Annotated in this window: 26 protein-coding genes and 3 pseudogenes; 26 read left to right on the top strand and 3 right to left on the bottom strand. The window is 35.2% G+C overall.

The features are described from left to right. The first annotated feature begins 7 nt into the window (after nucleotides 1-7). From F3I00_RS05695 to F3I00_RS05680, 4 genes and pseudogenes are all read left to right on the top strand, one after another. Nucleotides 8-544, top strand: coding sequence for a hypothetical protein (locus F3I00_RS05695; RefSeq protein ID WP_133258104.1), 537 nt, complete (start codon nucleotides 8-10; stop codon nucleotides 542-544). Nucleotides 545-549: 5 nt separating this feature from the next. Further along, nucleotides 550-1,278, top strand: a complete 729-nt coding sequence (locus F3I00_RS05690; RefSeq protein WP_024273065.1) for a potassium channel family protein — start codon at nucleotides 550-552, stop codon at nucleotides 1,276-1,278. A 148-nt stretch (nucleotides 1,279-1,426) separates the two neighbouring features. Next, nucleotides 1,427-1,564: pseudogene (locus F3I00_RS05685) on the top strand (FMN-binding protein); the annotation flags it as partial. 153 nt (nucleotides 1,565-1,717) lie between these two features. Then, nucleotides 1,718-2,659 (top strand): restriction endonuclease, encoded by a 942-nt coding sequence (locus tag F3I00_RS05680; RefSeq protein ID WP_159311029.1) that lies wholly within the window; start codon nucleotides 1,718-1,720, stop codon nucleotides 2,657-2,659. A gap of 246 nt (nucleotides 2,660-2,905) precedes the next feature. Here the strand turns inward: F3I00_RS05680 and F3I00_RS05675 are convergent, their stop codons facing one another. Both F3I00_RS05675 and F3I00_RS05670 read right to left on the bottom strand, forming a co-directional pair. Further along, nucleotides 2,906-4,120 (bottom strand): ATP-binding protein, encoded by a 1,215-nt coding sequence (locus F3I00_RS05675; protein WP_020807012.1) that lies wholly within the window; start codon nucleotides 4,118-4,120, stop codon nucleotides 2,906-2,908. A 202-nt stretch (nucleotides 4,121-4,322) separates the two neighbouring features. Continuing rightward, on the bottom strand, nucleotides 4,323-5,213 hold the full coding sequence (locus F3I00_RS05670) for a YitT family protein (RefSeq protein ID WP_020807011.1): 891 nt from the start codon (nucleotides 5,211-5,213) through the stop codon (nucleotides 4,323-4,325). 55 nt (nucleotides 5,214-5,268) lie between these two features. Between F3I00_RS05670 and F3I00_RS05665 the strand changes: the two genes are divergently transcribed. Then, a complete protein-coding gene (locus F3I00_RS05665; protein ID WP_065169694.1) occupies nucleotides 5,269-6,465 on the top strand; it encodes a CCA tRNA nucleotidyltransferase in 1,197 nt (398 codons plus the stop codon). A gap of 48 nt (nucleotides 6,466-6,513) precedes the next feature. Here F3I00_RS05665 and F3I00_RS05660 read toward each other — a convergent pair whose 3' ends face one another. Then, nucleotides 6,514-7,179 carry a hemolysin III family protein gene (locus F3I00_RS05660; RefSeq protein ID WP_003651163.1) on the bottom strand — a complete coding sequence of 222 codons (666 nt, stop codon included), beginning with the start codon at nucleotides 7,177-7,179 and terminating at the stop codon, nucleotides 6,514-6,516. A 141-nt stretch (nucleotides 7,180-7,320) separates the two neighbouring features. On the opposite strand from F3I00_RS05660, the gene F3I00_RS05655 reads away from it, so the two are divergent. From F3I00_RS05655 to fetB, 21 genes and pseudogenes are all read left to right on the top strand, one after another. Then, nucleotides 7,321-8,178, top strand: coding sequence for a DegV family protein (locus F3I00_RS05655; RefSeq protein WP_020807009.1), 858 nt, complete (start codon nucleotides 7,321-7,323; stop codon nucleotides 8,176-8,178). Beyond that, complete coding sequence (locus F3I00_RS05650; RefSeq protein WP_020807008.1) at nucleotides 8,178-8,405, top strand: YozE family protein; 228 nt, start codon at nucleotides 8,178-8,180, stop codon at nucleotides 8,403-8,405. Before F3I00_RS05655 ends, F3I00_RS05650 begins: the two co-directional genes overlap by 1 nt. A 7-nt stretch (nucleotides 8,406-8,412) precedes the next feature. Beyond that, complete coding sequence (locus F3I00_RS05645; protein ID WP_065169695.1) at nucleotides 8,413-9,861, top strand: S41 family peptidase; 1,449 nt, start codon at nucleotides 8,413-8,415, stop codon at nucleotides 9,859-9,861. Nucleotide 9,862: 1 nt separating this feature from the next. Further along, entirely contained in the window at nucleotides 9,863-10,702 is an 840-nt protein-coding gene (gene ylqF, locus F3I00_RS05640; RefSeq protein ID WP_020807006.1) for a ribosome biogenesis GTPase YlqF, read from the top strand. Beyond that, nucleotides 10,699-11,451, top strand: coding sequence for a ribonuclease HII (locus F3I00_RS05635; protein ID WP_020807005.1), 753 nt, complete (start codon nucleotides 10,699-10,701; stop codon nucleotides 11,449-11,451). The genes ylqF and F3I00_RS05635 overlap by 4 nt, the downstream gene beginning before the upstream one ends. Nucleotides 11,452-11,502: 51 nt before the next feature. After that, entirely contained in the window at nucleotides 11,503-12,348 is an 846-nt protein-coding gene (dprA, locus tag F3I00_RS05630; protein ID WP_020807004.1) for a DNA-processing protein DprA, read from the top strand. Between the two features lie 65 nt (nucleotides 12,349-12,413). Continuing rightward, on the top strand, nucleotides 12,414-14,495 hold the full coding sequence (topA, locus tag F3I00_RS05625; RefSeq protein ID WP_003648735.1) for a type I DNA topoisomerase: 2,082 nt from the start codon (nucleotides 12,414-12,416) through the stop codon (nucleotides 14,493-14,495). A gap of 97 nt (nucleotides 14,496-14,592) precedes the next feature. Then, nucleotides 14,593-15,909 (top strand): methylenetetrahydrofolate--tRNA-(uracil(54)-C(5))-methyltransferase (FADH(2)-oxidizing) TrmFO, encoded by a 1,317-nt coding sequence (gene trmFO / locus F3I00_RS05620; RefSeq protein ID WP_020807003.1) that lies wholly within the window; start codon nucleotides 14,593-14,595, stop codon nucleotides 15,907-15,909. Nucleotides 15,910-15,911: 2 nt separating this feature from the next. Further along, on the top strand, nucleotides 15,912-16,835 hold the full coding sequence (xerC, locus tag F3I00_RS05615; protein WP_003648737.1) for a tyrosine recombinase XerC: 924 nt from the start codon (nucleotides 15,912-15,914) through the stop codon (nucleotides 16,833-16,835). Between the two features lie 3 nt (nucleotides 16,836-16,838). Then, nucleotides 16,839-17,363, top strand: a complete 525-nt coding sequence (hslV, locus tag F3I00_RS05610; protein WP_020807002.1) for an ATP-dependent protease subunit HslV — start codon at nucleotides 16,839-16,841, stop codon at nucleotides 17,361-17,363. A gap of 10 nt (nucleotides 17,364-17,373) precedes the next feature. Next, the gene (hslU, locus tag F3I00_RS05605; RefSeq protein WP_020807001.1) at nucleotides 17,374-18,768 is read left to right on the top strand and encodes an ATP-dependent protease ATPase subunit HslU; all 1,395 of its coding nucleotides are present in this window, start codon (nucleotides 17,374-17,376) and stop codon (nucleotides 18,766-18,768) included. Between the two features lie 27 nt (nucleotides 18,769-18,795). Then, nucleotides 18,796-19,683 carry an aldose 1-epimerase family protein gene (locus F3I00_RS05600; RefSeq protein ID WP_020807000.1) on the top strand — a complete coding sequence of 296 codons (888 nt, stop codon included), beginning with the start codon at nucleotides 18,796-18,798 and terminating at the stop codon, nucleotides 19,681-19,683. A gap of 59 nt (nucleotides 19,684-19,742) precedes the next feature. Continuing rightward, nucleotides 19,743-20,345, top strand: coding sequence for a LysR substrate-binding domain-containing protein (locus F3I00_RS05595; protein ID WP_020806999.1), 603 nt, complete (start codon nucleotides 19,743-19,745; stop codon nucleotides 20,343-20,345). 158 nt (nucleotides 20,346-20,503) lie between these two features. Next, nucleotides 20,504-21,067 (top strand): metal-dependent hydrolase, encoded by a 564-nt coding sequence (locus F3I00_RS05590; RefSeq protein ID WP_020806998.1) that lies wholly within the window; start codon nucleotides 20,504-20,506, stop codon nucleotides 21,065-21,067. A gap of 267 nt (nucleotides 21,068-21,334) precedes the next feature. Further along, nucleotides 21,335-21,796 carry a hypothetical protein gene (locus F3I00_RS05585; protein WP_003648742.1) on the top strand — a complete coding sequence of 154 codons (462 nt, stop codon included), beginning with the start codon at nucleotides 21,335-21,337 and terminating at the stop codon, nucleotides 21,794-21,796. A 241-nt stretch (nucleotides 21,797-22,037) separates the two neighbouring features. Then, a complete protein-coding gene (locus F3I00_RS05580; protein WP_370519042.1) occupies nucleotides 22,038-23,024 on the top strand; it encodes a YeiH family protein in 987 nt (328 codons plus the stop codon). Nucleotides 23,025-23,186: 162 nt separating this feature from the next. Then, nucleotides 23,187-23,534, top strand: coding sequence for a LysR family transcriptional regulator (locus F3I00_RS05575; protein WP_020806996.1), 348 nt, complete (start codon nucleotides 23,187-23,189; stop codon nucleotides 23,532-23,534). A 125-nt stretch (nucleotides 23,535-23,659) separates the two neighbouring features. Continuing rightward, nucleotides 23,660-24,037 carry a LysR substrate-binding domain-containing protein gene (locus F3I00_RS05570; protein WP_081275669.1) on the top strand — a complete coding sequence of 126 codons (378 nt, stop codon included), beginning with the start codon at nucleotides 23,660-23,662 and terminating at the stop codon, nucleotides 24,035-24,037. Nucleotides 24,038-24,407: 370 nt separating this feature from the next. Continuing rightward, nucleotides 24,408-25,195 (top strand): annotated as a pseudogene (locus F3I00_RS05565) (Rpn family recombination-promoting nuclease/putative transposase). A 232-nt stretch (nucleotides 25,196-25,427) separates the two neighbouring features. Next, nucleotides 25,428-26,066 (top strand): ATP-binding cassette domain-containing protein, encoded by a 639-nt coding sequence (locus F3I00_RS05560; protein WP_020806994.1) that lies wholly within the window; start codon nucleotides 25,428-25,430, stop codon nucleotides 26,064-26,066. Beyond that, nucleotides 26,063-26,821 (top strand): annotated as a pseudogene (gene fetB / locus F3I00_RS05555) (iron export ABC transporter permease subunit FetB). The gene F3I00_RS05560 and the pseudogene fetB overlap by 4 nt, the downstream one beginning before the upstream one ends. The last annotated feature ends 21 nt before the right edge of the window (nucleotides 26,822-26,842 follow it).

The following is a 26,842-nucleotide window of genomic DNA, read 5'->3' as shown; positions in this document are numbered from 1 at the left end:
AATAGATATGAAGAATACAAAATTTAAAATAATAACTGGATGTTTAAGTTTATTATACTTATTTACCATGACTGGATGTTCAAATCATAGTTCTACAGTGAAACATGTAAAAAGTACGAATAATGCGTCACTCATAAAGAAAAGAAGTGTAAAGAGTAGTAAAAGCAAGCAAAAAGTTGAAAAAAGTAGTAATAAACCAGTTAAAAAGCAGAGCGTTCAATCTCAAAATGTACAACAATCTGCTAAGAGTAATGTGCAAAGTCAGCCTCAACAAAACAGGGCTAATTCACAACAATCTGTCACAAAACCCAAACAAAATAATACAACTCAAACTAATCAATCTCAGAATACGCAGCCACAGTCTCAACTGCCGCCAGCTAATTCTTTATCAGATTTTGTAAACAAATATGGGGTGTCACCGTCACTTTATTTAATGCAACATAACAATATGAGTTCTAAGCAGGCACTTGAAGCAGTACCAGATAATATGAAAACTTCTGGTGAATTACAAACTCAACATAATATGGAACAAAATAATAATTAAAGCAAATGTCCAAAAAAGAAAAACTATATAATTTCACTATGGCTATTTTAGCCGTAATATCCATTATTCTTGTTATCCTAGACTATGCTTCAGTTATTAATTTAAATACTGGAATATGGATGTGGGTAGACAATGGTATCTTAGTAATTTTTGCGATAGACTATTTTTATCGACTGACTATCGCAGAAGATAAGTGGAGTTTCTTCAAACATAATATTTTTGATTTATTATCAATCATCCCTGTAAATGGATTTTTTACACTTTTCAGATTAGCTCGACTAGGGAGACTAGCAAGACTTATACGGTTGCTTAGAGTTTTGCGCTTAGTTGGTTTAACTGGTAGATTGAGAAAAATTCTTTATACTAATGGTTTAATTTATCTTTTATACACTAGTCTTAGCCTTTTAATTGTTGGCGCAATTACTTATTCTATGACCGAGCATGTTTCCTTAGCTCAGTCATTTTGGTGGGCAATTGCCACTGCAACGACTGTTGGCTATGGTGACATATCTCCGCATACCTTTGTAGGAAAAATAGTAGCCTTAGTTTTAATGCTAGTAGGAATTGGTGTAATTGGGATGTTAACAAGTTCGATTACGACATATTTTGTGAGGGAGGATAATAAGGCGGACGATAAAGACGTGCAACTAGAAAAGATCATGCAAAAGTTGGATGAAATTGAAAAACAAAACCACGATTTAAAGGAAGAAATTCAAAAGTTAAAACAGAAATAGCGCCAACTCAAGCTACCTGCCACAAACCATGGCAGGTAGCTTATTTTTATCCAAAATTAAATAACACAATCACAACTCAACGCTGCTAATTATTATACAAAGCCGTAGTCAACACTTATAATATTCCTTGTAAGCGATAACAAAGGTAAGGAATATAATTAAGGTTATTCCAGAGCGTATTGTTAAAGAAAACACTCCAGATGTTGATGCGGTTTCTGGTGCATTTGCTACAAGTCGGGCAATCAGCGAAGCCGTCCGCAAGGCTTTGAAAAATGTGAAGGAATAAAATAATTTACAATCACAATGCGGTTGTAAAAACGGTCGAAAAGCTTTTCGACCGTTTCTTGGTATAATTTAAATTAAAAATTATGGCGCATTTAAAGATGGATATTTAACTGCACTAAAAATAATATATAACAAAAATGTCAGGGAAAAAGAAATGATTGATTATAGAACTTTAAAGCATAGTGATAATGGAATGCCGACATGGGATGCTTTTCTTGGTCCTGTATTGCAGGTGGCAAGTACTAAAAGAGAATGGATAGGGAAAGAATTGGATCAAGCAGTACTTGATGAAGTTGATTTACCTGAAGAACTTGCTAATTTAAGATATGCATCTAAATATCACGATTTAATCGCATATAATCGTGTCGGATGGGCCTTAAGTGAGTTAAAATTATCGGGTTTATTTAATTCACCTAGAAGAAGTATCTATAGGATAAGTGAAACAGGAAAAGAAGCATTAGCTAAATACGGATTGAATATTACACGTGATTTCGTTCATTCTCAGCCAGCGTACATTGAACATCAAAATAAGTTAAAAAATAAAAAAGAAATTGATAATGATATCACTGAAGATCAAACTTTTGAATTAACTGAAAAACAAATAAAAGACTGGTTTGATAAGCAAAGTAGTGATTTATCTGAACAATTAATTGTTAAATTACGTAGTACGGATCCTTATCAATTTGAACATATGATGGTTCAGCTTTTAAATGATATGGGATATAAAGGGACTAACGGACAATCCGTCGTAACTCAGAAATCTAATGACGGTGGTATTGACGGAATCATTAATCAAGATCCATTAGGTTTGCGTACAGTATACGTGCAAGTTAAAAGATATTCAGAAAAAAATATTGTAGGTAGTCCTGAAATTAATAGCTTTTTTGGTGCACTTAGACGTAAACAAGCAGATCGTGGTGTATTTATTACTACTTCTTCGTTTACTAATGATGCAAGGGATGCAGCAAAGCAGTTGAATATTGCATTAGTTGATGGGGAAATGCTGACAAATTTGATGATTCAGTACAAAGTGGGGGTACAAATTCGTCAAAATTATGAATTGTATGATATTGATGATGATTTCTTTGAAGAATAAAAATTCAAAAGATTATAAGCTAAAATTATAGTTGGTTTGAATGAAGCAACAAGTTTACGCGCGCAATAAAAAAGGTCGAAAATCTTTTCGACCTTTTTTTAACCGTAAATAGATTGAAAAATAAATTTTTGTTTTTGTGAAGTATTGAAACTCATTGATATCATAGAATTCTTATTTTAACTCTCGCAAGAATTAAGGAATATAAAATATGGCATCAGATCTAACATCAATCTATTGCCATGTTAATTAGCTTAATAGCCAATCGATTAAATTAAGTTTTTGGATACCGTTGTAATTTGCTGTGCGGTTGATAGTGTCTAAAGTTAACAGATATTTAGGGTAAGAATCACGAATTTGCTCTAGCGATCTCAATTCACGTTTTAGCACTTTTTCATCCATAGTAGTTAAAGCAACTTGATAATAGGAAAGCTCATTCATATCGTTAATTCCGACAAAATCTACGTCATATTTATTGCTTTCTCCAACATAAACTGCTTTATTGCGTCTAAGTAACTCTAAATAAACAATATTTTCAATAATATGTCCAAAATCTTCTTGATGGTCAGGCAGGAGAATATTCCTAATTCCCATATCAACACCATAATATTTACTCTGACTATTTAGGAGTTGACGACCATGGATATCATATCTTTTTGCTTCATACATTAATAGACTGTCTAGAATACCGCCTAAGTATCGATCAACCGTTTTGTTGCTAGAGGAATACCCAGCACTTTTGAGAGTATTAGTTATCTTATTAATAGAAACCTGACTGCCTATTGAAGAGTAGAGGCTTTGAATAACTCGCTCCAAAACTGGTGTGTCTTTAATATTTAAACGAGAAACAATATCAGTTAAGACAATTGTAGAGTAAACGCCTTGAAGATATTCATTTCTTTCTTTAGGAGTATCAATAAATAAGGTATAAGGAAAAGAACTTTCAAGATATTTATTGAACATGTCATCATTATTAGTAAACTTATCGTTCTGTTTATGCCAAGCAACAAATTCAGAAAAAGATAATGGCAAGATTTTAAGTTCTACATATCTACCAGTAAGTAGTGTAGCAATTTCACTGCTTAAGAAATATGCATTAGAACCAGTTAAATAGATATCGACATTATCTTTTAAGAAGAGTGAATCAACAACTCTCTCAAATTCTTTAACGTGTTGTATTTCGTCAAGAAAAATATAATTCATTTGGTCAGGGAGAATCTTATTTTCGAGATAATCATATAAATCTTGAGCATTGCGAAGATTATCATATTTCATATTTTCAAAATTGATACTAATGAATTGTTCATCTTTAACTCCTTCATGTTCCTTTAAATAATTACGAAATAGGTAGAAGAGAGTAGATTTTCCAGCACGACGTACACCAGATACTACTTTAATAATTTGTTTATTTTGCCATCTTTTTAAGAAGTCCAAATATTCAGGACGATTAACATATTTTTGCATTTTTTCTCCATAGTAAACGATTGGCATATATAAAGTATGTATATTTATAAATATATTTTAGCAAAAGTTTGGAGTTAACTCCAAACTTTGATCTTTTTTAGCAAGTTTTTGGAGTTAACTCCAAATTATCTATATTTTTTACTTATTTTTGGAGTTAAGTACAAAAAAAGAAACCTAACCACAATGGCTAGGTTATTTCTTACTATCTTCTAAAGAAAATATGTCTCTTTTTTCTTTCATAAGTAAAGCCTTGGCCTAATGCTTCATGTACATCAACTACGGAAACAAAGGCATTGGGATCTTCACGCAAAATTAATTCTTTGACCTGGCTAATTTCTCTAGGAGAAACCACACAATAAATCATTTTCTTAGCGGAGTGATCATAGCCACCTTCGGCATTTAAAAATGTATAGCCGCGATCTAGCTGCACATCAATCATCTTAGCAATTTGTTCATACTTATCAGAAATAATAAAAAGTCCACGTGCTGCGTAAGCGCCTGCTTGGATTGAATCAGTAATTCGCGCTAATACAAAACTCGCAAGTAACGTGTAGATCATATGCTTAATGTCTAAGTAAGTTAAGGAAATTGTCAAAACAAAAGCATCAAGACCAAGAAGCGACTTCCCAACAGGTATACCTAACTTTAAATCTAATATCCTAGCAATAATATCGGTTCCACCGGTGGTGCCGCCATATTTAAAGACAATTCCGATGCCAAAGCCAGAAAAAAGTCCTGCCAAGACACCCGCAATAAAAAGATCATGTTCTAAATCTAATTGGTTTATAATAGGAATGTGTAACCAAAATGATAAAAAGAAGGATAGACAAAGCGTGCCCCAAATGGTCAAGGCAAGTAGCCGTTTGCCCATAAAACGATATCCGATTATAATTAAGGGGATATTTAGAAGTAACGTTGATAGACCAGGATTGATATGGAACCAATATCTAAGTAAAAGCGCAATACCACTTATTCCACCATCAGCTAGTTTGTTAGGGATACTGATGGCATCTAAGCTAAAAGCATAAATACTACAACCAAGAGTTATGAAAAATAATTGTTTAAAGAGTTGTTTATTGAAAATCTTAGTCATGTTACTTCCTTCTTTCTTACAAAACTAAGGAATAATTAAGGGGAATAGGGAATATATGAAGATTACCAATTTACCGGAAGTTTTTACCGCCGCGCTTCCAGTTTTAAAACAAATTAATGAAGCGGGTTATGAGGCTTATTTTGTTGGAGGCAGTGTTAGAGACTTGCTCTTAAATCGTCATATCCATGATGTTGATATTGCAACAAGTGCTTATCCAATGGAAATTAAGCAAATTTTTAAAAAGACAATTGATACGGGAATCAAACATGGGACAGTGACAGTTCTTTATGAAGGTGAAAGTTACGAGGTTACAACTTTTAGAACGGAATCAGGATATCAAGACTTCCGTAGGCCCGATCACGTAACTTTTGTTCAGAACTTGTCAGAAGACTTGAAGAGAAGAGACTTCACAATTAATGCTTTAGCCATGGATGTTGATGGCAATGTCATTGATCACTTCGATGGTTTGGGTGATTTAGACAAGCATCTAATCCGTGCAGTTGGTAAAGCTGAGAACCGCTTCCACGAAGATGCCTTAAGAATGATGAGGGCAGTTCGTTTTATGAGTCAATTGCAATTTACGCTTGAACCAGAAACTGAGCAAGCAATTAGCGATAATCATGAATTGCTCAGTAAGATTTCTGTTGAACGAATTCGCGACGAATTTGTTAAAATGGGGATTGCTCCCGGTAGCCAAAAGGCTTTTCAGATTTTCTTAGACACTGGTTTATCTGAAGAAGTTCCAGGTTTTAAAGGTAAAAAAGAGAATTTGGCTATTTATCCTCAACTCAATTTTAGTCCTACTACTGAAGCTAATCTATGGGCTTTGATGATTATTTTACTAAAATTACCAAATGAGAAGATTCCTTCTTTTATGCGGATGTGGAAGAATTCTAATGCAATGGAGCGTCAAGTCGCTGACATTGTTGCTTTCTTTGACTTAATTAGTTCACGTGCCCCAAATAATTATGACTTATATCAAGCTGGCTTAGAAACTATTGCTTCGACCATTGATTTGGCGCATATTTTAGGTCAGCCAATTAACGGCAGTGCTTTGGTTGATGGTTATGAAGCTTTGCCAATTAAAAATAGCCACGATCTAGTGATTAATGGCCACTTTTTATTAAAAAATGGTATTCCAGCTGGACCAAGAGTGGGTCTACTACTAGAAGAAATTAAGAAGGCAGTCCTTGAAGGAGTAATTAGCAACAACGAAGCAGCAATTACTGAATTCCTTTCTTTAAATAATTAAAAATAGCTAGCAAAAAGGCGAGCAGTGAAAAATCACTACTTGCCTTTTTTAAACGTAAAATAAAATAGAAAAATACATCAAGATTGATCCGAGTAAAACAAACATGTGCCAAATCACATGTATATAAGGAACTCCGCGCATTGAAAATAAAATAGCACCAACAGTATAAGCAATTCCGCCCCAAACTAGGAGCCAAAAGCCAGTTGGTCCAAGAACAGGATAAAGGGTGCTAGAAGCAATGATGACAATCCAGCCCATTAATACGTATAAAATCGTATCTAAGACAACGTGTTTTCCTTGATTGAAAATATAAAACAAGATGCCAAAGATTGCTAGAGCTAAGATAATGCTAAACATTACCCAACCTTTAGCTCCGCCAATTGCAACGAGAGTATAGGGTGTATAAGTTCCAGTAATTAAAATAAAAATTGAGGAGTGATCAAATATCTGGAAAACCCTTCTAGCTCTAGTAAAAATCAAACTATGGTAGAGTGTTGAAAAGAGATAGAGAATAATCAAACTTGAACCATAAAGAGTAAAGGCAGTTACTCTTACCGCACTTCCTGTATGGGCAGCTTTTACAATTAAAATTACTAATCCAGCTACTGCTAGGCAAAAACCAATCCCGTGAGTAATAGCACTAAAAATATTATTTAAAATGTTGTATGTTTTTGAGCGATTTTTTGGCTCTTGCCACAATTGTTTAAAAGACATTCATTGATTCCGCCTTATATACTTTTATAATCTATTTAATAAATTTTAACTCATTTTTGTATTTTTGATATACTTGAGGTTGTACTTAATAAATTCTAACATAGAATAATAATAAAAGAAGAATAGGGGATAGGAGCTAGCATGGCTAAGATTAAAGTAGTAACTGATTCCTCAGTTCAATTAACTCCTGAAGAAATTGATAAATATGGCATTACCGTGGTTCCGTTAACCATTACCATTAATGGTCAGACTTACACAGATGGCGTTGACATTAGCCGCGAAGAATTTGTGAAAAAGATGGATGCATCAAAAGAATTGCCTAAAACCAGTCAACCATCAATTGGAGTTTTTGAAAAAGTATTTAAAGATTTGACTGATGATGGCAGTCAAGTTGTTGGTATTTTTCTTGCTCACTCTTTAAGTGGAACAATTGAGGCTGCTAGACAAGCTGCGGATTTGATTGGTAAGAGCAAAGAAGTAACTTTGATTGATTCTGGCTTAACTGATCGAGCAGAAGCATACCAAGTACTAGCTGCAGCTAAAGATGCCAAAGAAGGTAAGAGTCTTGAAGAAATTGTCGCCCACGTTGAGCGACTTAAAGAACATCAAAAACTCTATATGATGGTTGTAAACCTCAATAATTTAATTAAAGGAGGTCGTCTTGGACCGCTTGCGGGTAAGATTGCTACCTTATTAAATATCCGAATTGAATTGCACATGCCAGGTGGTCATCTTGAAGTCGCTAAAAAAGGACGCGGTAAGAAATTTTCTAAAAATTGCGATAAACGCGTTTTAAAAGATATCGAAGAACACAAGCAGGAAATTAAAGAAGTAGCAATTTCTTATGTTGATACTCCCGAAGATATGAAAGTTTGGACTGAAAAGATTAAAGAAATTAATCCTGATATCAAGGTTTTAACTCGAGTAACGAGTCCGATTATTTCAACTCACGCAGGTAGCGGAGCATATGCAGTATTCTATACAATGGAGGAGTATTAATGGCTTATCGTGAAAGCTTTTATCGCTTTTTAATGACGCAAAGAAATCCAGGATCGGTAGACGATATTGTTCAATTTGCTAATAATGCTCAACACGATAGTTCTTTTCCAAAACAAGAAGAAGACTATGAAAAGTTATCAGACTACTTAGAGTTAAACGCTGGCTATTTGCCAAGCATGAGTGTTTTTGACAAGGCATATCAATTATATTTAGACAATATGAACTGAGGCTAATATGGCAGAAGTAGAACCCAATAATTCTCATCAAAAGAAGACTACAAAAAATAAAAAGAAACATCTTCCCAAATATGCCCAATTTTTGTTAACTGGTATAGCTGGTGCAGCGATTGGTGCAGGTTTGACCTTTGGAATTATGGAAGTTAAGGAATTAAAGTCGCCTTTTTATCAAGTTGAAAAAGTGTATGAGCAATTACAAGGTTCATATTATAAAAAAGTTTCATCGCAAACATTGCGCCAAGGGGCAATTAACGGGATGCTTGATAGTCTTAATGATCCTTTTTCAGAAGGATTAAGTGGCGCGAAACAAGAACAAGTTAATAACATCTTAGAAGGCTCAACTTTTGGCGGAGTTGGTATTCAGATGGCAGTACGCAACAATAAAGTTGTTGTGGACTCTATTGTTGCTAATTCTCCAGCTTCAAAGAGTACTATTAAGCCTGGCGATGAAATTGTGGCTGTTGATAATAAAAAAGTCAGCGCGGCTCAGTTCACTAAAGTCGCTTCCTTAGTTAGAGGAAAAGTTGGCACCAAAGTAACGCTGAAACTCAAGCGTGCTAATTCAACCTTTAATGTTACTTTAAAGCGCGCTAAAATTTCGCAGTCTAGCTTAACTAAACGTACAGAAGGTAATGCGACCATTATTACAATTACGCAGTTTGACGTGAATACTGCTAAGGACTTGAAGAGTGCCTTAAAGTCAATCAACACTCAAAAATATCCTAGGTTAATTATTGATTTGCAGGATAATCCAGGCGGTGAAATGAATGCTGCTTTGAAATCTGCATCTTATTTCTTGCCAAACAAGAAGATTATTATGCAATACAAGGACCGCAAGGAAAAAGAAGTAATTCGCTCTGATAAGAAGCTTTCAGGAGACTTTCATACTTCACTCAAGCCAATTATTTTAATTAATGGAAATACTGCTAGTGCAAGTGAAATCTTTACAGCTGCTTTAGTGCAAAATCATTGCGGGGTTTCAGTTGGTCAAACAAGCTATGGTAAAGGAACTGTTCAGCAAGTAGGACAAACTGAGGATTCAGAGTATAAATATACAGTTGCTAAATGGTTGACGCCAAATGGAACTTGGATTAATCAAAAGGGGCTTAAGCCAACTTATCCAGTTTCTGAATCACCTTTAGCAAAATTGCCGCAATTCCAAAGTATGAGCGTTTTGAAGAAGTCCATGACTGGTGTTGATGTGGTTACCTTGCAGCAATATTTAACTGCCTTAGGCTATTTACCCAAGCATGTTACTGGCGTTTTTGATGATGAAACCAAGAATGCTGTAATTAAATTTCAAAAAGAACATGACTTGACAACAGATGGTATAGTAAATGGGCAAGTACAAGCTCAGCTTTATCTAGCAGTTGCTCAAAAATTACAAGATAATAATCCTGCTTTAAAGAAAGCGTTGAGCTTAAATCTAAAGGATATGGAGGACTAAAATGGCAACTATTCAATGGTATCCAGGACATATGAACAAGGCTAAAAATCAACTTGAAGACAAATTAGACTTGATTGACGTCTTAATTGAAGTTTTAGATGCGCGTCTTCCAGTTTCTTCTCGTAATCCAATGATTGGACAATTAACCAAGAAGAAACCTCATATTATTATCTTGAATAAGTCAGATTTAGCTGACCCAATTCAGACTAAAAAATGGACTCGTTATTTCCAAGATGAGGGCAATTTCGTCATCTCAATGGATGCTCAGCATAATACTAATATGACGAGTTTGTTTAAGATTATTAAATTAGCTGGTAAGAAAAAAACAGAGAAGTTGATTGCAAAGGGTGCTTCTAATCCGATGATCCGCGTAGCGATTGCTGGAATTCCAAATTGCGGCAAATCGACGATTATTAACCGAATGGTTGGAAGAAATGCGGCAATTGTAGGAGACAAGCCTGGTGTAACTCGTGGTCAAAGTTGGTTAAAGACCAAGACGAATGTTCAAATTCTAGATACACCAGGAATTTTATGGCCTAAATTTTCTGATCAAGAGGTAGGCTATAAGTTAGCAGCTTGTGGTGCAATTAAGGCCGATGTTTTTCATCCTGATGACGTCGCCTTATTTGTAATTGAATTTTTGAAGCAAAACTATCAAAAGGATCTTGCCAAATTTGCCCAAGCAACTAGTGAGGAGCTTGAAAATATGTCTAATCCGGATTTATTACTAGCTATGACTAATAAATATGGCATGCGGGATGATTATGACAAGTTTTCACTCTTTATGCTTCAACGTTTACGTAAAGGAAAATTGGGAAGGATTACGTTTGATCTTAGATGACCATTACTGAAATAAAAAACTTGCTTCAAGGAGAAGTAAGTAGCGAACAATTAGAAGAATTACGTGCTGATGAAAGAAAAGGCGTGCAAAAGCTCTTAGTTAGCTACGAAAAAAGACAGCTTAAACGTTCGCAAGCACTTGCTCAGTTTCAAAATCGTTTTTCTTATGAAAAAGAATTTTGGCAAAAAAATCAACTTGTTGCTGGAGTTGACGAAGTAGGAAGAGGACCACTAGCTGGGCCTGTAGTTACAGCTGCTGTTATTTTGCCCCATAATTTTGATTTGATTGACGTTAACGATTCAAAGAAACTATCTCCTAAAAAGAGAAAGGCGCTTTTTCCTCAAATTCTGGCCAAAGCAGTCAGCGTTAGCGTTGGCTTAGCTAATAATGATGTAATTGATCGGATTAACATCTATGAAGCTGACCGCCTGGCAATGGCGCATGCTGTTCAAGGCTTAAAAGTAAAGCCAGCTGCCTTGTTAGTCGATGCGATGAATGTACCACTGAATATTCCACAAATCAAATTGATTCACGGGGATGCTAAGTCTAATTCAATTGCTGCTGCTAGTATTGTGGCTAAAGTTTTCCGTGACAATTTGATGGATGCCTATGGTGAAGTTTATCCAGAGTATGATTTTAAGCACAATGCAGGATATGGTACACGTGAGCACATGGAAGCCTTGAAAAAGTATGGTCCAACACCAATTCATCGTCGATCTTTTGCACCAGTTAGCGAATACGAAAAATAAATAAAAAATAAACCTTCACTTTTGCGTACTTGATAGTGGAGGTTTTATTTTATGAATTTAAAAGAATTTTGCTTAAGATTAAAATTGCAACATGGCGTCGGTACTACAACTTTGGGTAAAATCGCTGAAAATTTTACGGCTGGCGAAGAAGTAACAGTTGACAAAATAGAGAGTTTATCATTAAAATCAAATATCCAAAATCTTGTTTTAGCTGCGATGAGAAATGATAAATTTAATTCTTGGATTGAAAGAATTAAATTGCAGTGTGATGTTGTCACTATCTTTGATTCAATCTATCCAGAAGGACTCCGCGAGATGTACAATGCACCGACGATTCTTTTTACTAGAGGAGATTTATCCTTGCTTAAAAAAGAAATTACGACTATAGTTGGCGCAAGACAACCCACAAATTACAGCCGGTTTGTTTTAAAACAGTTAATTCCGCAGCTAATAGAGCAAGATTTTGTAATTGCTAGTGGTTTGGCTCGCGGAGTTGATGGGATTGCTCATCAGGAAGCCTTGAAAAATAATGGTAAAACAATTGCCGTGGTTGGAAATGGATTGAATCATTTTTATCCGCAAGAAAATAAGGAATTGCAAGAAGAAATTGTGGCTAAGGGTTTATTAATTAGTGAATATTTACCAGACACACCCCCGCGTCCTTATCGCTTTCCTGAACGTAATCGCATTCTTGCGGGTTTAAGTAAAAATATAATTGTCACTGAAGCTAGAAAAAGATCTGGTTCTTTAATTACTGCAAATATTGCTTTAGAAGAAAATCGCAATATTTTTGCGGTTCCTGGACCAGTCTCAAGTCCCCTGTCTGAGGGGCCTAACGAGCTAATTGCTGCTGGTGCATATCCACTAGTTAATGCTGATTTTAGAAACTTGCTTTAGTTGACAAGAGTGAAATTTTTGGTATTTTAGAATTTGGTAGAAATTGTGCAAGGAAGGGGCATTTTATGCCTACTAAACGAAAATATAAAAAGAATTTAGTTATTGTCGAGTCTCCACATAAGGCTAAGACAATTGAAAAATATTTAGGTAGAAATTATCATGTTATCGCCTCAAAAGGTCATATTCGCGATTTGCCTAAGTCCCAAATGGGAGTTGACGTCGAACACGATTATGAACCAAAGTATATTTCCATTCGTGGAAAAGGCGATACGATTAAAGAATTAAAGAGCGAAGCTAAAAAAGCAAAGTATGTTTATCTTGCTTCTGACCCCGATCGTGAAGGAGAAGCTATTGCTTGGCACGTAGCTCATGCTTTAAACTTAGATCCTAAAGAGCACAACCGCGTTGCTTTTAACGAAATTACTAAAGATGCGGTTAAAAATGCCTTTAAGAATCCTAGAACCATTGATATGGATATTGTCGATGCTCAACAAGCACGGCGTGTTCTTGACCGCTTGGTTGGTTATTCAATCAGCCCTATCTTGTGGCAAAAAGTTAAGAAGGGCCTGTCTGCTGGACGTGTTCAATCAATTGCCTTGAAGTTAGTAATTGACCGTGAAAACGAGATTAAGAATTTTAAGCCAGAAGAATACTGGACAATTGATGCTGATTTTGAAAAGGGTAAGGAAAAATTCAAGGGTGCCTTTTATGGCATTAAGGGTAAGAAGCAAGACTTACCAAATAATGAAGCAGTTCAGGATATCTTAAAACAGATTGATAAACGTAAGAATTTTGAAGTTACTAAAGTAGTTAAAAAAGAAAGAAGACGTCAGCCTGCTGCTCCTTTTACTACTTCAACTATGCAGCAAGAAGCCAACAAGCGTTTAGGATATCGTACTCGTCGAACAATGAGAATTGCTCAATCTCTTTATGAAGGGGTCAACCTTGGTAAGGGATCAGTTGGTTTAATCACTTATATGCGTACTGATTCTAAGCGTATTGCTAATGTTGCTAAGCATGAAGCTTCAAAATTTATCCATGAAGAATATGGTGCAAATTATGCAGCAATCAAGCCGCAACACTTTAAAAACGATGCTGATGCTCAGGACGCCCACGAAGCAATTCGTCCAACTTCAGCTTTTAGAACACCAGCTTCAGTTAAAGAATATCTAACAACTGAAGAATATCGCCTCTACACTTTAATTTGGTCAAGATTTATTGCTAGTCAAATGACACCAGCTGTTTACGACACTGTAAGAGCAGATATTGAACAAAATGATGTTACCTTTAGAACAACTGGATCAAAACTTAAGTTTGCTGGCTTTACTAAGGTTTACGATAATCAAAAGGAAAAGAATAATGAATTACCTGAGTTAAACGAAGGCGATAAGGTTAAGCTTAAGAAGACTGATGACCGTCAGCACTTTACCCAGCCACCTGCAAGATACACTGAAGCTAGTTTAGTTAGAGCTCTTGAAGAAAATGGCGTTGGTCGTCCATCAACTTATGCACCAACAATTGATACGATTCAAAAACGTTATTACGTAAAACTTGAGGGAAGATCAATTGTGCCTACTGAACTAGGTGAAATCGTTGATAAACTAATCGAAGAATTTTTCCCAGATATAGTTAACGTTGACTTTACTGCTCAACTAGAAGATGATCTTGATGGCGTTGAAGTAGGCAAAAAGAACTGGATCAAAGTCGTAGATGAATACTACAAACCATTTTCTAAAGAATTAGACAAGGCTGATCAACAAATTGAAAAAGTTCAAATTAAGGATGAACCAGCTGGCTTTAATTGCGACATTTGTGGTGCACCGATGGTAATTAAGATGGGACGTTATGGTAAGTTTTATGCTTGCTCACGCTTCCCAGATTGCCGTAATACTAAGCCAATTGTTAAAAAGGTTGGTGTAACTTGTCCTAAGTGTGGTAAGGGAGAAGTTATTGAAAAGAAGTCTAAACGTAATCGCAAGTTCTATGGTTGCTCTCGTTATCCAGATTGCGACTTTGTATCTTGGGATCAACCAATTGGTCGTAATTGTCCAAATGATGGTCATTTCTTAGTTCAAAAGAAGAACAAGAAGGGACTAGTTATTCTTTGTCCAAACGGCGATTATCGTGAAGAACCAGAAGAAAATTAAATTATTATAAAAATCAATGATATCATTAAAACGAAAGCGGTTTAATGATATCATTTTTATATAGACTTGAAAGAGTCGAGCAGAAAGGAAAGATTGCATGGTAAAAAATGTAACCGTAATTGGCGGAGGCCTTGCAGGAAGTGAAGCTGCATGGCAATTGGCTAAGCGTGGCATTGAAGTAGATTTATATGAAATGCGACCAAAGAAAAACACACCTGCTCATGAAACTGCAAATTTTGCCGAATTAGTATGTACTAATTCAATGAGATCAAACCAACTTTCAAACGCCGTTGGTTTGTTAAAAGAGGAAATGCGTCAGCTTGATTCTTTAATTATGAAGGCTGCTGATGAAACAGCTGTACCTGCGGGCGGAGCTTTAGCAGTTGATCGGGATAAGTTTAGTTCAGTGGTTACAAAAACTCTAAAGGACTTGCCGAATGTGCGCGTTCATGAAGAAGAGATTACTAAGATCCCAAAAGATGGGATAACCATTATTGCGACTGGACCACTCACTTCAGATACATTGGCAGAACAGATTAAGGAATTTTGTGGTACTGATTCACTTCATTTCTTTGATGCGGCTGCGCCAATTGTAGCTGCAAGCTCAATTGATCGTGACATTGTTTATAAGAAATCTCGCTATGACAAAGGTGAAGCAGCTTACTTGAACTGTCCAATGACTAAGGAAGAATTCTATAATTTCTATAAAAACTTAGTTAGTGCAGAAACTGCTACTTTGCATGGCTTTGAAGATAAAAATGTCTTTGAAGGCTGCATGCCAATTGAAGTTATGGCAAAAAGAGGAGAAAAAACAATGCTCTTTGGGCCACTTAAGCCTGTTGGTTTAGAAGATCCTAAGACAGGAAAGACTCCATATGCAGTTGTGCAACTACGTCAAGATAATGCGGCAAGCACGATGTACAACATTGTTGGTTTCCAAACTCATTTAAAATATGGCGAACAAAAGAGAGTCTTTTCAATGATTCCAGGTCTTGAAAATGCAAAATTCGTCCGTTATGGTAAAATGCACCGCAACACTTACATTGCTAGTCCTGAAGTTTTAAATGCAAATTATGAAGCTAGAAAACAAGCTGGTCTATTTTTTGCGGGACAAATGACTGGGGTAGAAGGTTATGTAGAAAGTGCAGGTTCTGGTTTAATTGCTGGGATCAATGCAGCAAGAGAAGCCATAGGCGAAGAAACATTAGTATTTCCTAAGTCAACAGCTTTAGGATCGATGGCTCATTACATCACAACTACTAGTGCTAAACACTTCCAGCCAATGAATGCATCTTATGCATTATTACCAAAACTAGATTATAAGGTTAGAAATAAGCAGGAAAGACACCTGGAAATTTCTAAGCGAGCATTGAAAGATCTTGAAGCCTTTAAGGAAGAAAAGAAGCTTGATTAATAATGTCTAAAGAAAATGATAAGTTAATCAAACAATTCCAAGATTACTTGAACTATGAACGTAATTATAGTAAAAATACTGTAAGCTCTTACTTAAATGATCTAGATGAAGCGAAGCAATTTTTTAAAGAAAATGGTGGCTTTAGCGGCTGGGATAAAGTTAAAAGTCGCGATGTTGAAATTTTCTTACAAAATTTAGCTACACAGAATAGGTCTAGAACAACTCAAGCGCGTAAGATGTCGAGTTTGAGATCTTTTTATCGCTTTCTCGTTAAGCGAGAAGTGTTAGAAAATGATCCCATGCAGACAATTAGCTTAAGATTGGGCGAAAAGAAACTACCACAGTTTTTCTACGAAAAAGAGATGCGCCAAGTCTTTGATAGTCTTGTGGGGCATGACAGATTGGTAGTGAGAAATCGCGCCATGTTTGAGCTTTTTTATGCGACTGGGATGCGGCTAAGTGAGATGGCATCTTTGAAGCTAGATCAGATTGATTTTGATTTAAAAATTATCTTAGTTCATGGGAAGGGTAATAAAGATCGCTATGTTCCTTTCGGAAAAGATGCACTTGATGCTTTAAAAGAATATCGTGATGATGTTCGACCAGCTCTTCTTGGTCAAAATGAAGATTTAGGCTATGTTTTTTTGAATAATCGCGGACAGAAGCTAACTGGACGTGGGATTGAATACATCATGCAGCAAGTGTTCATTAAAGCTGGAGTTGGCGGCAAGGTTCATCCCCACATGCTTAGACACTCTTTTGCAACTGAAATGCTCAATAATGGGGCGGACCTGAGAAGTGTCCAGGAATTGTTGGGACATGAATCTTTATCTACGACGCAGATTTATACTCATGTTACGATGAAGCATTTACAAGCAGATTATCAAAAATTTTTCCCAAGAAAAGATAAGAAAGACGAGGCATAATATATGACAACAATTTGTTCTGTTAGATACAACAATCAAACAGCCATCGCAGGTGATGGTCAAGTTACTTTAGGTGAAAAGGTAATCGCTAAGGCAACTGCTAAAAAGATCAGAAGAATTTATCACGATCAAGTAGTAATTGGCTTTGCCGGCGGAGTTGCAGATGCAGTTAGCTTGCAAGATATGCTTGAAGGAAAGCTTGAAACATACTCAGGCGATTTACGTAGAGCAGCTGTAGAAATGGCACAAAGCTGGAGAAAAGACCCAACTTTAGCTAAATTGCAAGCGATGGTAATTGCCTTTAATGACAAAGATTTATTATTGATTTCTGGTAATGGTGAAGTTCTTGAACCAGATGAAAATGTGGTAGCTATTGGTTCAGGTGGTAATTTTGCACAAGCAGCAGCAATTGCTATGACTCGCCATAGTAGTGGCATGAGTGCGAGTGAAATTGCCAAAGAAGCAGTTAAGATTGCTTCTGGAATTGATGTCTTTACTGATGACCACATTACTACTGATGAAATCTAGGTGAAATATTTTGACTGAAGAAAAAACTCCAAAACAAATTGTAGATTTACTTGATAAATATATTATTGGCCAAAACGAAGCTAAAAAATCTGTTGCTGTAGCTTTATATAATCGCTACCGTCGTTTGCAGCTACCTAAGCAGATGCAACAAGATATTACCCCCAAGAATATGTTAATGGCTGGTCCTACTGGTGTTGGTAAAACTGAAATTGCACGTCGTTTAGCTAAAATTGTTGACGCACCTTTTGTAAAAGTTGAAGCGACTAAGTTTACTGAAGTAGGTTACGTTGGACGCGATGTTGAATCAATGGTGCGTGACTTAGTTGAAGAAGCCGTTCGCATGGAAGAAAAAGAACAATTCGACCGTGTTAAAGTACAAGCAACTAAGAAGGCAAATAACCGCTTAGTTAAGTTAATCGTTCCAGGCATTAAGCGTGAAAACCGTGAAAATTCAATGCAGCAAATGATGCAGATGCTTTCTGGCAACTTCAACATGAACCAAGCTCAAGATAATGAAGAAGTAACTGACGATATTCGAAATGAACGTCTTAGCGTAGCTGATCAACTTAATAAGGGCTTACTTGAAAATCGTGAAGTAACAATTGAAGTTGAACAAGCACCTAAGGTTAATCCAATGGGCGATATGATGGGCCAAATGGGAATTGATATGTCGAGCTTGTTGGGAGATTTAATGCCTAAGAAGACTGTTAAGCGTACCTTGAAGGTATCGGATGCACGTGAAGTTTTAATCCAAGAAGAATCTAAGAAGTTAATTAATTACGATTCTCTCTACCAACGCGCAATTGAACGAACCCAGCAAAATGGAATTATCTTTATCGATGAAATTGATAAGATTACCGCTGGCAACAAGAAGACTTCTGGTGAAGTTTCTCGTGAAGGTGTCCAAAGAGATATCTTGCCAATTGTTGAAGGATCAACTGTTTCAACTAAGTATGGCCCTGTTTCAACTGACCACATTCTCTTTATTGCAGCTGGTGCCTTTGCTGAAAGTAAGCCAAGCGATTTAATTCCAGAATTGCAAGGTCGTTTTCCAATTCGGGTTGAGTTAAACGCCTTAACTCAAGAAGATTTTGTTAAGATCTTGAAGGATCCTCAAAACTCACTTTTGAAGCAATATATTGCACTTCTTAAAGCTGACGGTATTAAGCTAGTCTTCACTCAAGAGGCAATTGACCGTATTGCTCAAATTGCCTTTGAAGTAAATCAAGGTACTGATAACATTGGTGCTCGTCGTTTAGCAACTATCTTAGAAAAATTGCTTGAAGATGTTCTTTACGAGGGTCCAGATATGAATATGGGCGAAATTACTATTACTCAGAAGTATGTTGACCAAAAATTGAGTGATATAATTATCAATAAGGACTTAACAAAATTTATTTTGTAATTTTAGTAGATAAAGAGAAGTTAAATTATGGATTATCAATTAAAAAATAATTTTTTAACAGTAACGCTTTCTGATCAGGGTGCTGAAATCCAAAGCGTTAAAGATGTAAACAGTGGTCGAGAATATATTTGGCAAGCTGATCCTAAAATTTGGGGTCGTCATGCGCCAGTTTTGTTCCCTGTAGTTGGTCGCTTAAAGGACGATCAATATACTTATGATGGTAAGACTTATCATATGGGACAACATGGTTTTGCAAGAGATTCGAAGTTTACTGTTGAAGAACAAGACGATAAGCACATTGTTTTTCTTCTGACTTCTAATGAAGATACTAAAAAAATGTATCCATTTGATTTTGAGTTAAGAGTAACTTACAGCTTAGTCAATAACTTGTTGTCAGAACACTTTACGGTAACTAATACAGATACTAAGGAAATGATCTTTGGTATCGGTGGCCACCCTGGCTTTAATTTACCAACTGATAATGGTTTGACTAAGAATGATTATTACTTCAAATTTGCCCCATCCATGGATCATGTGAAGATTCCATTGAAGGCACCTTACCTTGACTGGGATAATCGTTCATTGCTTGCAACAGATTCACTGTTTGAAATTAGTGATGAATTATTTAAGGATGATGCTTGGGTCTTTGAATTAAAGCAACCTAATAAGATTTCTATTAGAACTGATAAGAGTGATTATCATATCAACGTTAAAATGGAAAATGCGCCATTTGTTGGTTTATGGTCACAATATCCTAAATCTGGTAATTACATTTGTATTGAACCATGGTGGGGTATTGCAGACACCTTAGATAGTGATGGTCAATTAGAGCACAAGCGTGGAATGAATCACATTGCTCCAAACGAAGTTTGGGAGAATGGTTTTACAATGGCTTTCCACGATAAGGCTAAGTAATTAAAGATTTAAGACTTTGGTTGAGAGATCAAAGTCTTATTTTGTATATAGGTGAAAAAATGAGAATCGGATATCTAAAGAATTTGGGTAGACATGAATTAGAACAGGCGTCATCTAAGTGGCAGACTTTACATGAAAATGAAAAAATTGATTTAGAACCAGTTGGCTATGATGAGATTGAAGCTAAGATTCAAAATGGTGAAGTAGATGCAGTCTTAGTTAATTCTAGAAATGACATTTATCAAGCGCTTGCAAGCTATTCAGTAAGTGAGATTGCCTTACTTGCCTTAGTTCAGGCAGGTAATTTTAATAAGTATCAGCAAACTGTTGAATTAGGTGAGTTGAGAAATATGCCATGTATTATGGTTGCTTCAGTAGCTGATGAGAAAAGCGAGTATCATTATCTGAAAGATATTTTGAGAATAAAGAACGATCTCATCGCAGTTGAAACTTTAGGTGAAGCAATTTTGATGGTTGAATCAGGGTCAGGTTACTTAATAATGAATGAAATGACTGCAAGTCATGTAAATGACGATCAGGTGCAGAAATTATTTTTGCTCAGGGATGGTAAGCAATTGCGTGAGAAGTATGTCTTACTTGCTAAGCCAGATGATGCAAGAGTAGCAGAATTTAGTAAGATGATGAGAGAAAATATTAATTAAAGTAAAATAATTATGTAAAGTATTGCCTTGATTGGTGTATTTTAAACGTCCAGTGTAAAAAGCTGAACGTTTTTTCCACCCTTGCGATATACAAGTTCCCATTCTGGTGCGAAGTTTGGTACAATAGAATGTATGTTCTATAGAGAGGGTGAAAAGAAGTGCTGACTAAGTCGCATCGGATTTGCAGTATTGCAATCATCGAACTAAGTTTATTGTTAACGAATCGCTTGTTAATTGATCCAGTTAACAACATTATTATTCTAGCTGCAACTGCAATCGGCGCTTCTTTACCTGACATTGACGAATACAACAGTTCAGCAAGTAAGAAATCAGTAATTAACTTCAGCCTTTTTCTTAGACATCGCGGGATTACACATTCTTTTCTTGGTTGGGCAATTTTTTCTGGTGGTTTATATTATTTAATGAATAAATTTATCCCTATTCGGATTAATAATTTAACTTCGCAGAATTACTGGAGTGCACTTTGGTTTGGTCTAGTAATTGGCTATTTTTTGCATTTAATTCAAGATAGTTTCAGTAAACAGGGAGTAGAGTGGTTAGCTCCATTTTATAAGAAAAAGAAAAAGTCACCGTTTCATTATAAAGTTGGTGGCTGTTTTGAAAATTTTTTAACTATTATGTCCTATTTAGCTGTAATAACGATAACTTTTTACTGGATCTGGATTTCCTTAACACCAGCGACGCAAGTCTTTTTGTTTTGAAAAGTCATTGCGCACCTGTAAGATAATTAGTGGGGGAAGATTCCAAGAGAGGAGTCCTAGTATGTCCCAATTATTAGTAATAGCTGGTTTAATTAGTCTTTTATATGTTGTGATAGATATGAAAAGTCAGGCTATTCCAGTTGAAAATGACACAGTCCACAAAGGGCGATAATAGAAAGTAAAGTGGCCAAGAGTTAAAATTGCTCTTGGTCATTTTTAATTTAGCCAGTATACTGATAATAACGAAACTATTAAAGGATATGAATTATGGATTCAAACGATTTAATTTTTGCCAAATTAGAACATAAGCGTCTGCGTTATAACTTGATTGCTGATTTATTTTTAATTGTTGGTGGAATACTTATTTTTAGACAGCCAGCGATGAGTATGTCATTTCAATTGCTGGGTTCTTTAATGATTATCATCGCAATGATCTTTACCATACTTTCTTTTAGAATCAGAAGTAGCAAGCAATATCGCGCCTTGTCATTATTAGTTAAAAATGAGCCAAGCAGTCTTAAAGAAATTATGAATTCGTTTGGTGCAGGGATGACATTTTTAGCTTTGTTTATGGCTATTGGCTTCATGGTAATAATAGTCATCTTCTTTTTCTTGCTTAGTCGCTCATGGATTAAGGCATTACTGTTTTTTATCACTTTTGAAACAGTGATTGATCTTAAAGACTTTATGAATAATCTCACAAAATTGAAGGATGAAAGTACAATTTAAGCTTTCATCCTTTTTATATCAGTTAAAATAATTGTGATTTAATGAGCATATTAATTTACTTCCAGTTTAAAATCCGATAATATAGTATCTATAAAATTTCGCTTTCTAGAGAGAATCAATTTATAACACTACAAAATTGCAGATTCCGTAAATTTTCCTGGGTTGGAATAGGCAATTAAACTGGAGGTATTTTTTATTGATAAGTATTGTTAAAAGTAGATCATTCGGTCTAGCAGCAGTAATGACCTTAATCTGTTCTGTCGCTGGAATTTTTATTGCTAAATTGCCATATCTCAATTTAATCGGTGCTTTAGTAATTGCGTTGCTATTAGGAATATCTTTACAGGTTTTACCAGTAGGGGTTAGAGAAGAGGCAGCACCCGGAATTGGATTTATTTCTAATAAGTTCTTGAGACTTGGAATTATCTTGCTAGGCTTTAGGCTTAATCTAACCAAGTTGGCTGATGCTGGCATTAAGACTATTTTAGTGGCAATGTTAGGCGTTAGCGGTACAATTATTTTAACTTATTGGTTAAGTAAAAAGTTTGGTGCAGAAGATGAATTAGCAGCTTTATCTGCTTGTGGTACTGGTATTTGCGGAGCAGCTGCAGTAATGGGTGTTTCTCCTCAAATTGAAAGCCGCGATGAAGAACGTAAAAGAGAAAACGAAGTTCTTGCGGTTGCAGTAGTTTGTGTAATGGGAACAGTCTTTACATTACTTGAAATTGTGATCAAGCCAATGCTGGGATTGACTGATTCACAGTTTGGAATTGTAGCTGGTGGATCTCTACATGAAATTGCTCACGCTGTTGCAGCTGGAAATGCATTTGGCGAAGCTAGTTTAGATAGCGCCTTGATTATGAAACTTTCTCGTGTTTTACTTTTAGCGCCTGTTGCCCTGATTGTTGGTTACTGGTATCAGCGAAGACTAGTTAAAGAGAGTGCAGCGGATCACACGCAAGCACCTAAAAAATTGCCAATTCCATGGTTCTTAGGTGGTTTCATCTTAACTAGTGTTTTAGGAACATTCTTACCATTTCCGCCAGTAGTTTTGGATGGTTTGGTTCAAGCAGCATACGTATTCTTAGGAATGGCAATGGCTGCGCTTGGAATTTCAGTTAACTTCAATGTGATCTTTAAGCGCGGTGGCACAGTTTTTGGTGCTGCAGCAATTAGTTCAACTTGTTTGATGATTTTCATGATTATCATGAGTAAATTATTCTTTTAAATATAGTAAAAAGGCGATTGTATCTTAAATCTTATGCAATCGCCTCTTTATATGTTTATAAAAAAATTAATTAGTTTGGCTTTTTCTAAAACAAGCTTATTTATCTTGATTCATTTAGAATAATTTCCTTTATTGGATTTAAAGCCTAAAAGGATGATAACTATGGAAATTAATAAATTAAAAACTTTTGTAGAATTGGCTTCTACTTTGAGTTTTTCAGAAACTGCAGCAAATTTGTTTATAAACCAAAGTAGTGTGTCAAAACAAATTAAATCACTTGAAAGAGAACTGAACTGCGAGCTATTTATCAGGTCAAATCGTCAAGTAAGAATGACCGAGTATGCAAAAATTCTTTTTCCAGCTGCTCAAAAAATAATCAAATTGAACGATCAAGCTTTGTCTGATTTGAGAAACTGTATTCAGGATCGGTACGATAAGATTATTATTGGTGTTTTACCGATTTTTTGGAATTATTCTTTTTTTGATCAAATAAGTAGCTTTAAAAGATAGAACCCAAATTTGAGAATAATTATTAAAGAAGGTGAAATAAACTATTTAACAAATTTATTCCAGCAGGGTAAATTGGATTTTGCTTTTGTAAGAACTACGTATGGCTATAAATCCGATTTTGAGGAATTTACAGTTGGTCAAGAATCTCTTTCTGTGCTTGTCTAAATTCTGAGCATCCTTTAGCTGCAAAAAAATCTCTAAAACTAGCTGATTTAAAAAATGAAAACTTTGTCTTCTATTCAGGTGAAGAGATGTTATATCACACAGTATTTGACCTTTGCCGAGAAAGCGGGTTTGAGCCTCAATTTTCTTTTGCCAGCCACAACATAAAATCGATCTTAAATCTAGTTAAAAATAATGAAGGAATTAGTGTTCTCATGCATGATCCTGAAAAAACGAAAGATATAACTTATGTACCGATTAAGCCAGCTATGTTGTTGATTGAACATGATAAGTACTTTATTGAGCAAGTAGCAGATCAACGGATCGTTATATCAAATTAAACTGAATTTAAAAAGAGGATGATTTACAGCATTAGTGTAAAATTATCCTCTTTTTGAGTAATGGTAAATTAAAGAAATATATTTTGTTATTCCCTCGTTAGAAAGAAGAAGCAGACCGTCTAGCCAAAGATGCTATAAAAAACTATGGTAAATAATATTAAATAACTGTATCTAAATAGGACATACACTCCAAGACTTGAGTGATATGTTCTCTTTTTTTATTTGAAATTAATTATTACGAAAAAAAACGTCGCATTTGCGTAATCGATAGTGAGGATTGATTCCTTAAACTATTTATTAGGAGGACTTTTTCGTGAAAGAAGAGAAAAAGCCAGATGTAGCGAAACTATTAGGTATCACAGACGATCTGATGTTTCAAAATGTAATGAAAGATCCTGTGAATTGCAGGATGTTTTTGCATGAAGTTTTTCCAGATTTAGATATTCAAGGTCTTACTGTACGAACACAGGAAAGGATTGCATTCAATAAGGAAGAAAAGTTTTCTGTACTAGATGTTTTAATAAAAGACAGTAAGGGTAGAAGATACGATATAGAGATGCAAGTGCACCGCAAAAAGACTTGGATAAACGAGCACGCTACTACATGTATAAGATGATGGAAGACGGCTTTTTACATCAAGGTGAAGGATATGGTGAATTAACGGCTGTCTATGTAATATTTGTTTTACCGTTTGATCCTAAAGGCAAAGGCTTGAAGCGATATACTTTCACTTACTCTGCTAGGGAAGATAAATTTGTTGAACTGAACGACGAATCTGAGATAATATACTTAAACAGCAAAGGGAAGAAAGGCAGCGTTAGTCAAGGACTAGAAGATTTCTATTCGTTGATGGAAGGTAAAAATACTACAAATAGTGAATTTATCAAACGAATCAAAAAGACAATGGATAATTATCGTAAAACAGAAGAATGGAGTGAACATGTGATGAATACGGAACAAATTAAAGAAATGGCACTTGCACAAGGTGTAGAACAGGGGTTGGAGCAAGGAAGAAGAGAAGCAAGAATTTTTGATATACGGAAAATAGTTAAGATTCTAAAGAGAATGAATCAAAGCGATGAACAGATCTTGCAAGAATTAAAACAGGATTATAGTGATGATTTTTCTGATGAGGAATTAGAGGACTTTTTAAAGTAAAACTATTTTTATCCAAAAAATTAAAAAGCACTGATAACCACCGATACTTTAAGTAGAATGTTGTTAGTGCTTATTTTATTTAAATTTCTAACTAATGTATAAAATGAACGCGTTAAATTTTGCATTGCTAGTGTGATAGTTAAGATATTAACTATATTTATTCCTCTTCTAAAAAGGATTATAGTTAATAATAATGAAAAAGAACATTTAATTTTGTGATGGAGAAAAGATGATGGCTATTTTAAAACTAGAAAATATAGCTTATCAAGCTAATCAAAAGCAAATTCTACAAAATATATCCTTTGAAGTAGAAGAAAAAGCATTTTTAACCCTTATTGGTCCGTCTGGTGCAGGGAAAAGCACAATTTTGAAATTAATTGCTAATCTAATTAATCCAAATCATGGCAAGATTTTATTTAATGGCAAAGATATTATGAAAATCGATCCGCTAATATATCGTAGAAATGTTTCGTATTGTTTTCAGCAACCATCTTTGTTTGGAGAGAAAGTATCAGATAATTTATCCTTCCCATATGAAATTAGAAATCTCAAAGTTGATCAAGAGCGTGTATATCAGTTGTTACGCGATGTAAACTTAGGAGCAGAATATTTAGATAAAGATATTAATAGCTTATCAGGTGGTGAAAAGCAGCGAATAGCCCTAATTAGAAATTTGTTGTTTTTACCGGAGGTTTTACTTTTAGATGAAGTTACTACAGGTTTAGATCAAGCTAGTAAAGAAATTGTTCATCATCTGATTGAGCAAGTTCATCGGAAAGACGTTACAATTATTCAGGTAACGCATGATCAAAGTGAAATTGAATCAGCACAACATATTGTTCGAATTGAAAAAGGCGGCATTCTTAAATGAAAAATGTAATGGTAAGCAATTGGTCGTTAGTCTTTGCCTTCGCGCTGGTCCTAGTTTCAATTGCAATTTCTGCTAAAGAGAAACTTGGTTTAACCAAAGATATTTTAATTAGCGTGATTCGTGCAATTGTCCAGCTAATAATTATTGGCTATGTTCTAAAGTTTATTTTTCATGTAAATAATTATTGGTTAACTTTTGTATCAACCTTAGTTATTATTTTTAATGCATCGTGGAATGCCAATCAGCGAGATCCTAATCCTGATAAGAAATTTTATAATTCTGTTATTGCGGAAGCTGTCGGCACATACGCAACCTTAGCAATTTTAATTTTTTCGGGTGTGATTAAACCGATACCAATGCAAGTTATTCCTATTACTGGAATGATTGCAGGTAATGAAATGGTAGCTGTCGGTCTCTGTTATAAGTCATTAAATGAAAGTTTTCATGATTTGCGTCAGTCAATACTAGAAAAAATAGCCTTAGGTAGTGATATTAAAACAGCCTAGATGCCAATTTTAAGAAGAAGCATCAAAACAGCCATGCAACCAACAATTGATTCGGCTAAGACTGTTGGCTTGGTTAACTTACCGGGAATGATGTCAGGTTTGATTTTTGCTGGCGTTAATCCGATTTATGCAATTAAGTATCAAATTATGATTACTTTTATGCTTTTATGCGCAACAAGTTTAGGGGCTGTAATTGCAGGCTACTTAGCTTATCGAAATTATTTTAATGAGAGAATGCAATTGAAATAAATAGGCCAGACTTGAATGTCA

This window comes from Lactobacillus sp. JM1, assembly GCF_009834385.1.
GTDB lineage: Bacteria > Bacillota > Bacilli > Lactobacillales > Lactobacillaceae > Lactobacillus > Lactobacillus paragasseri.
Note: the sequence above shows the minus strand (reverse complement) of the source record. Positions and strands in the feature narration are given on the sequence as shown.

Bases quoted from the DNA above. Each gene is read 5' to 3' on its own strand.
- hslV (WP_020807002.1), top strand. From the start codon at position 16,839: ATGACAACAATTTGTTCTGTTAGATACAACAATCAAACAGCCATCGCA.
- xerC (WP_003648737.1), top strand. From the start codon at position 15,912: ATGTCTAAAGAAAATGATAAGTTAATCAAACAATTCCAAGATTACTTG.
- ylqF (WP_020807006.1), top strand. From the start codon at position 9,863: ATGGCAACTATTCAATGGTATCCAGGACATATGAACAAGGCTAAAAAT.
- F3I00_RS05675 (WP_020807012.1), bottom strand. From the start codon at position 4,120: ATGCAAAAATATGTTAATCGTCCTGAATATTTGGACTTCTTAAAAAGA.
- dprA (WP_020807004.1), top strand. From the start codon at position 11,503: ATGAATTTAAAAGAATTTTGCTTAAGATTAAAATTGCAACATGGCGTC.
- trmFO (WP_020807003.1), top strand. From the start codon at position 14,593: ATGGTAAAAAATGTAACCGTAATTGGCGGAGGCCTTGCAGGAAGTGAA.
- F3I00_RS05595 (WP_020806999.1), top strand. From the start codon at position 19,743: ATGAGAATCGGATATCTAAAGAATTTGGGTAGACATGAATTAGAACAG.
- F3I00_RS05655 (WP_020807009.1), top strand. From the start codon at position 7,321: ATGGCTAAGATTAAAGTAGTAACTGATTCCTCAGTTCAATTAACTCCT.
- F3I00_RS05665 (WP_065169694.1), top strand. From the start codon at position 5,269: ATGAAGATTACCAATTTACCGGAAGTTTTTACCGCCGCGCTTCCAGTT.
- F3I00_RS05560 (WP_020806994.1), top strand. From the start codon at position 25,428: ATGGCTATTTTAAAACTAGAAAATATAGCTTATCAAGCTAATCAAAAG.
- F3I00_RS05650 (WP_020807008.1), top strand. From the start codon at position 8,178: ATGGCTTATCGTGAAAGCTTTTATCGCTTTTTAATGACGCAAAGAAAT.
- topA (WP_003648735.1), top strand. From the start codon at position 12,414: ATGCCTACTAAACGAAAATATAAAAAGAATTTAGTTATTGTCGAGTCT.
- F3I00_RS05645 (WP_065169695.1), top strand. From the start codon at position 8,413: ATGGCAGAAGTAGAACCCAATAATTCTCATCAAAAGAAGACTACAAAA.
- F3I00_RS05600 (WP_020807000.1), top strand. From the start codon at position 18,796: ATGGATTATCAATTAAAAAATAATTTTTTAACAGTAACGCTTTCTGAT.
- F3I00_RS05690 (WP_024273065.1), top strand. From the start codon at position 550: ATGTCCAAAAAAGAAAAACTATATAATTTCACTATGGCTATTTTAGCC.
- F3I00_RS05575 (WP_020806996.1), top strand. From the start codon at position 23,187: ATGGAAATTAATAAATTAAAAACTTTTGTAGAATTGGCTTCTACTTTG.
- F3I00_RS05660 (WP_003651163.1), bottom strand. From the start codon at position 7,179: ATGTCTTTTAAACAATTGTGGCAAGAGCCAAAAAATCGCTCAAAAACA.
- F3I00_RS05580 (WP_370519042.1), top strand. From the start codon at position 22,038: ATGACCTTAATCTGTTCTGTCGCTGGAATTTTTATTGCTAAATTGCCA.
- F3I00_RS05680 (WP_159311029.1), top strand. From the start codon at position 1,718: ATGATTGATTATAGAACTTTAAAGCATAGTGATAATGGAATGCCGACA.
- F3I00_RS05635 (WP_020807005.1), top strand. From the start codon at position 10,699: ATGACCATTACTGAAATAAAAAACTTGCTTCAAGGAGAAGTAAGTAGC.
- F3I00_RS05585 (WP_003648742.1), top strand. From the start codon at position 21,335: ATGGATTCAAACGATTTAATTTTTGCCAAATTAGAACATAAGCGTCTG.
- F3I00_RS05695 (WP_133258104.1), top strand. From the start codon at position 8: ATGAAGAATACAAAATTTAAAATAATAACTGGATGTTTAAGTTTATTA.
- F3I00_RS05670 (WP_020807011.1), bottom strand. From the start codon at position 5,213: ATGACTAAGATTTTCAATAAACAACTCTTTAAACAATTATTTTTCATA.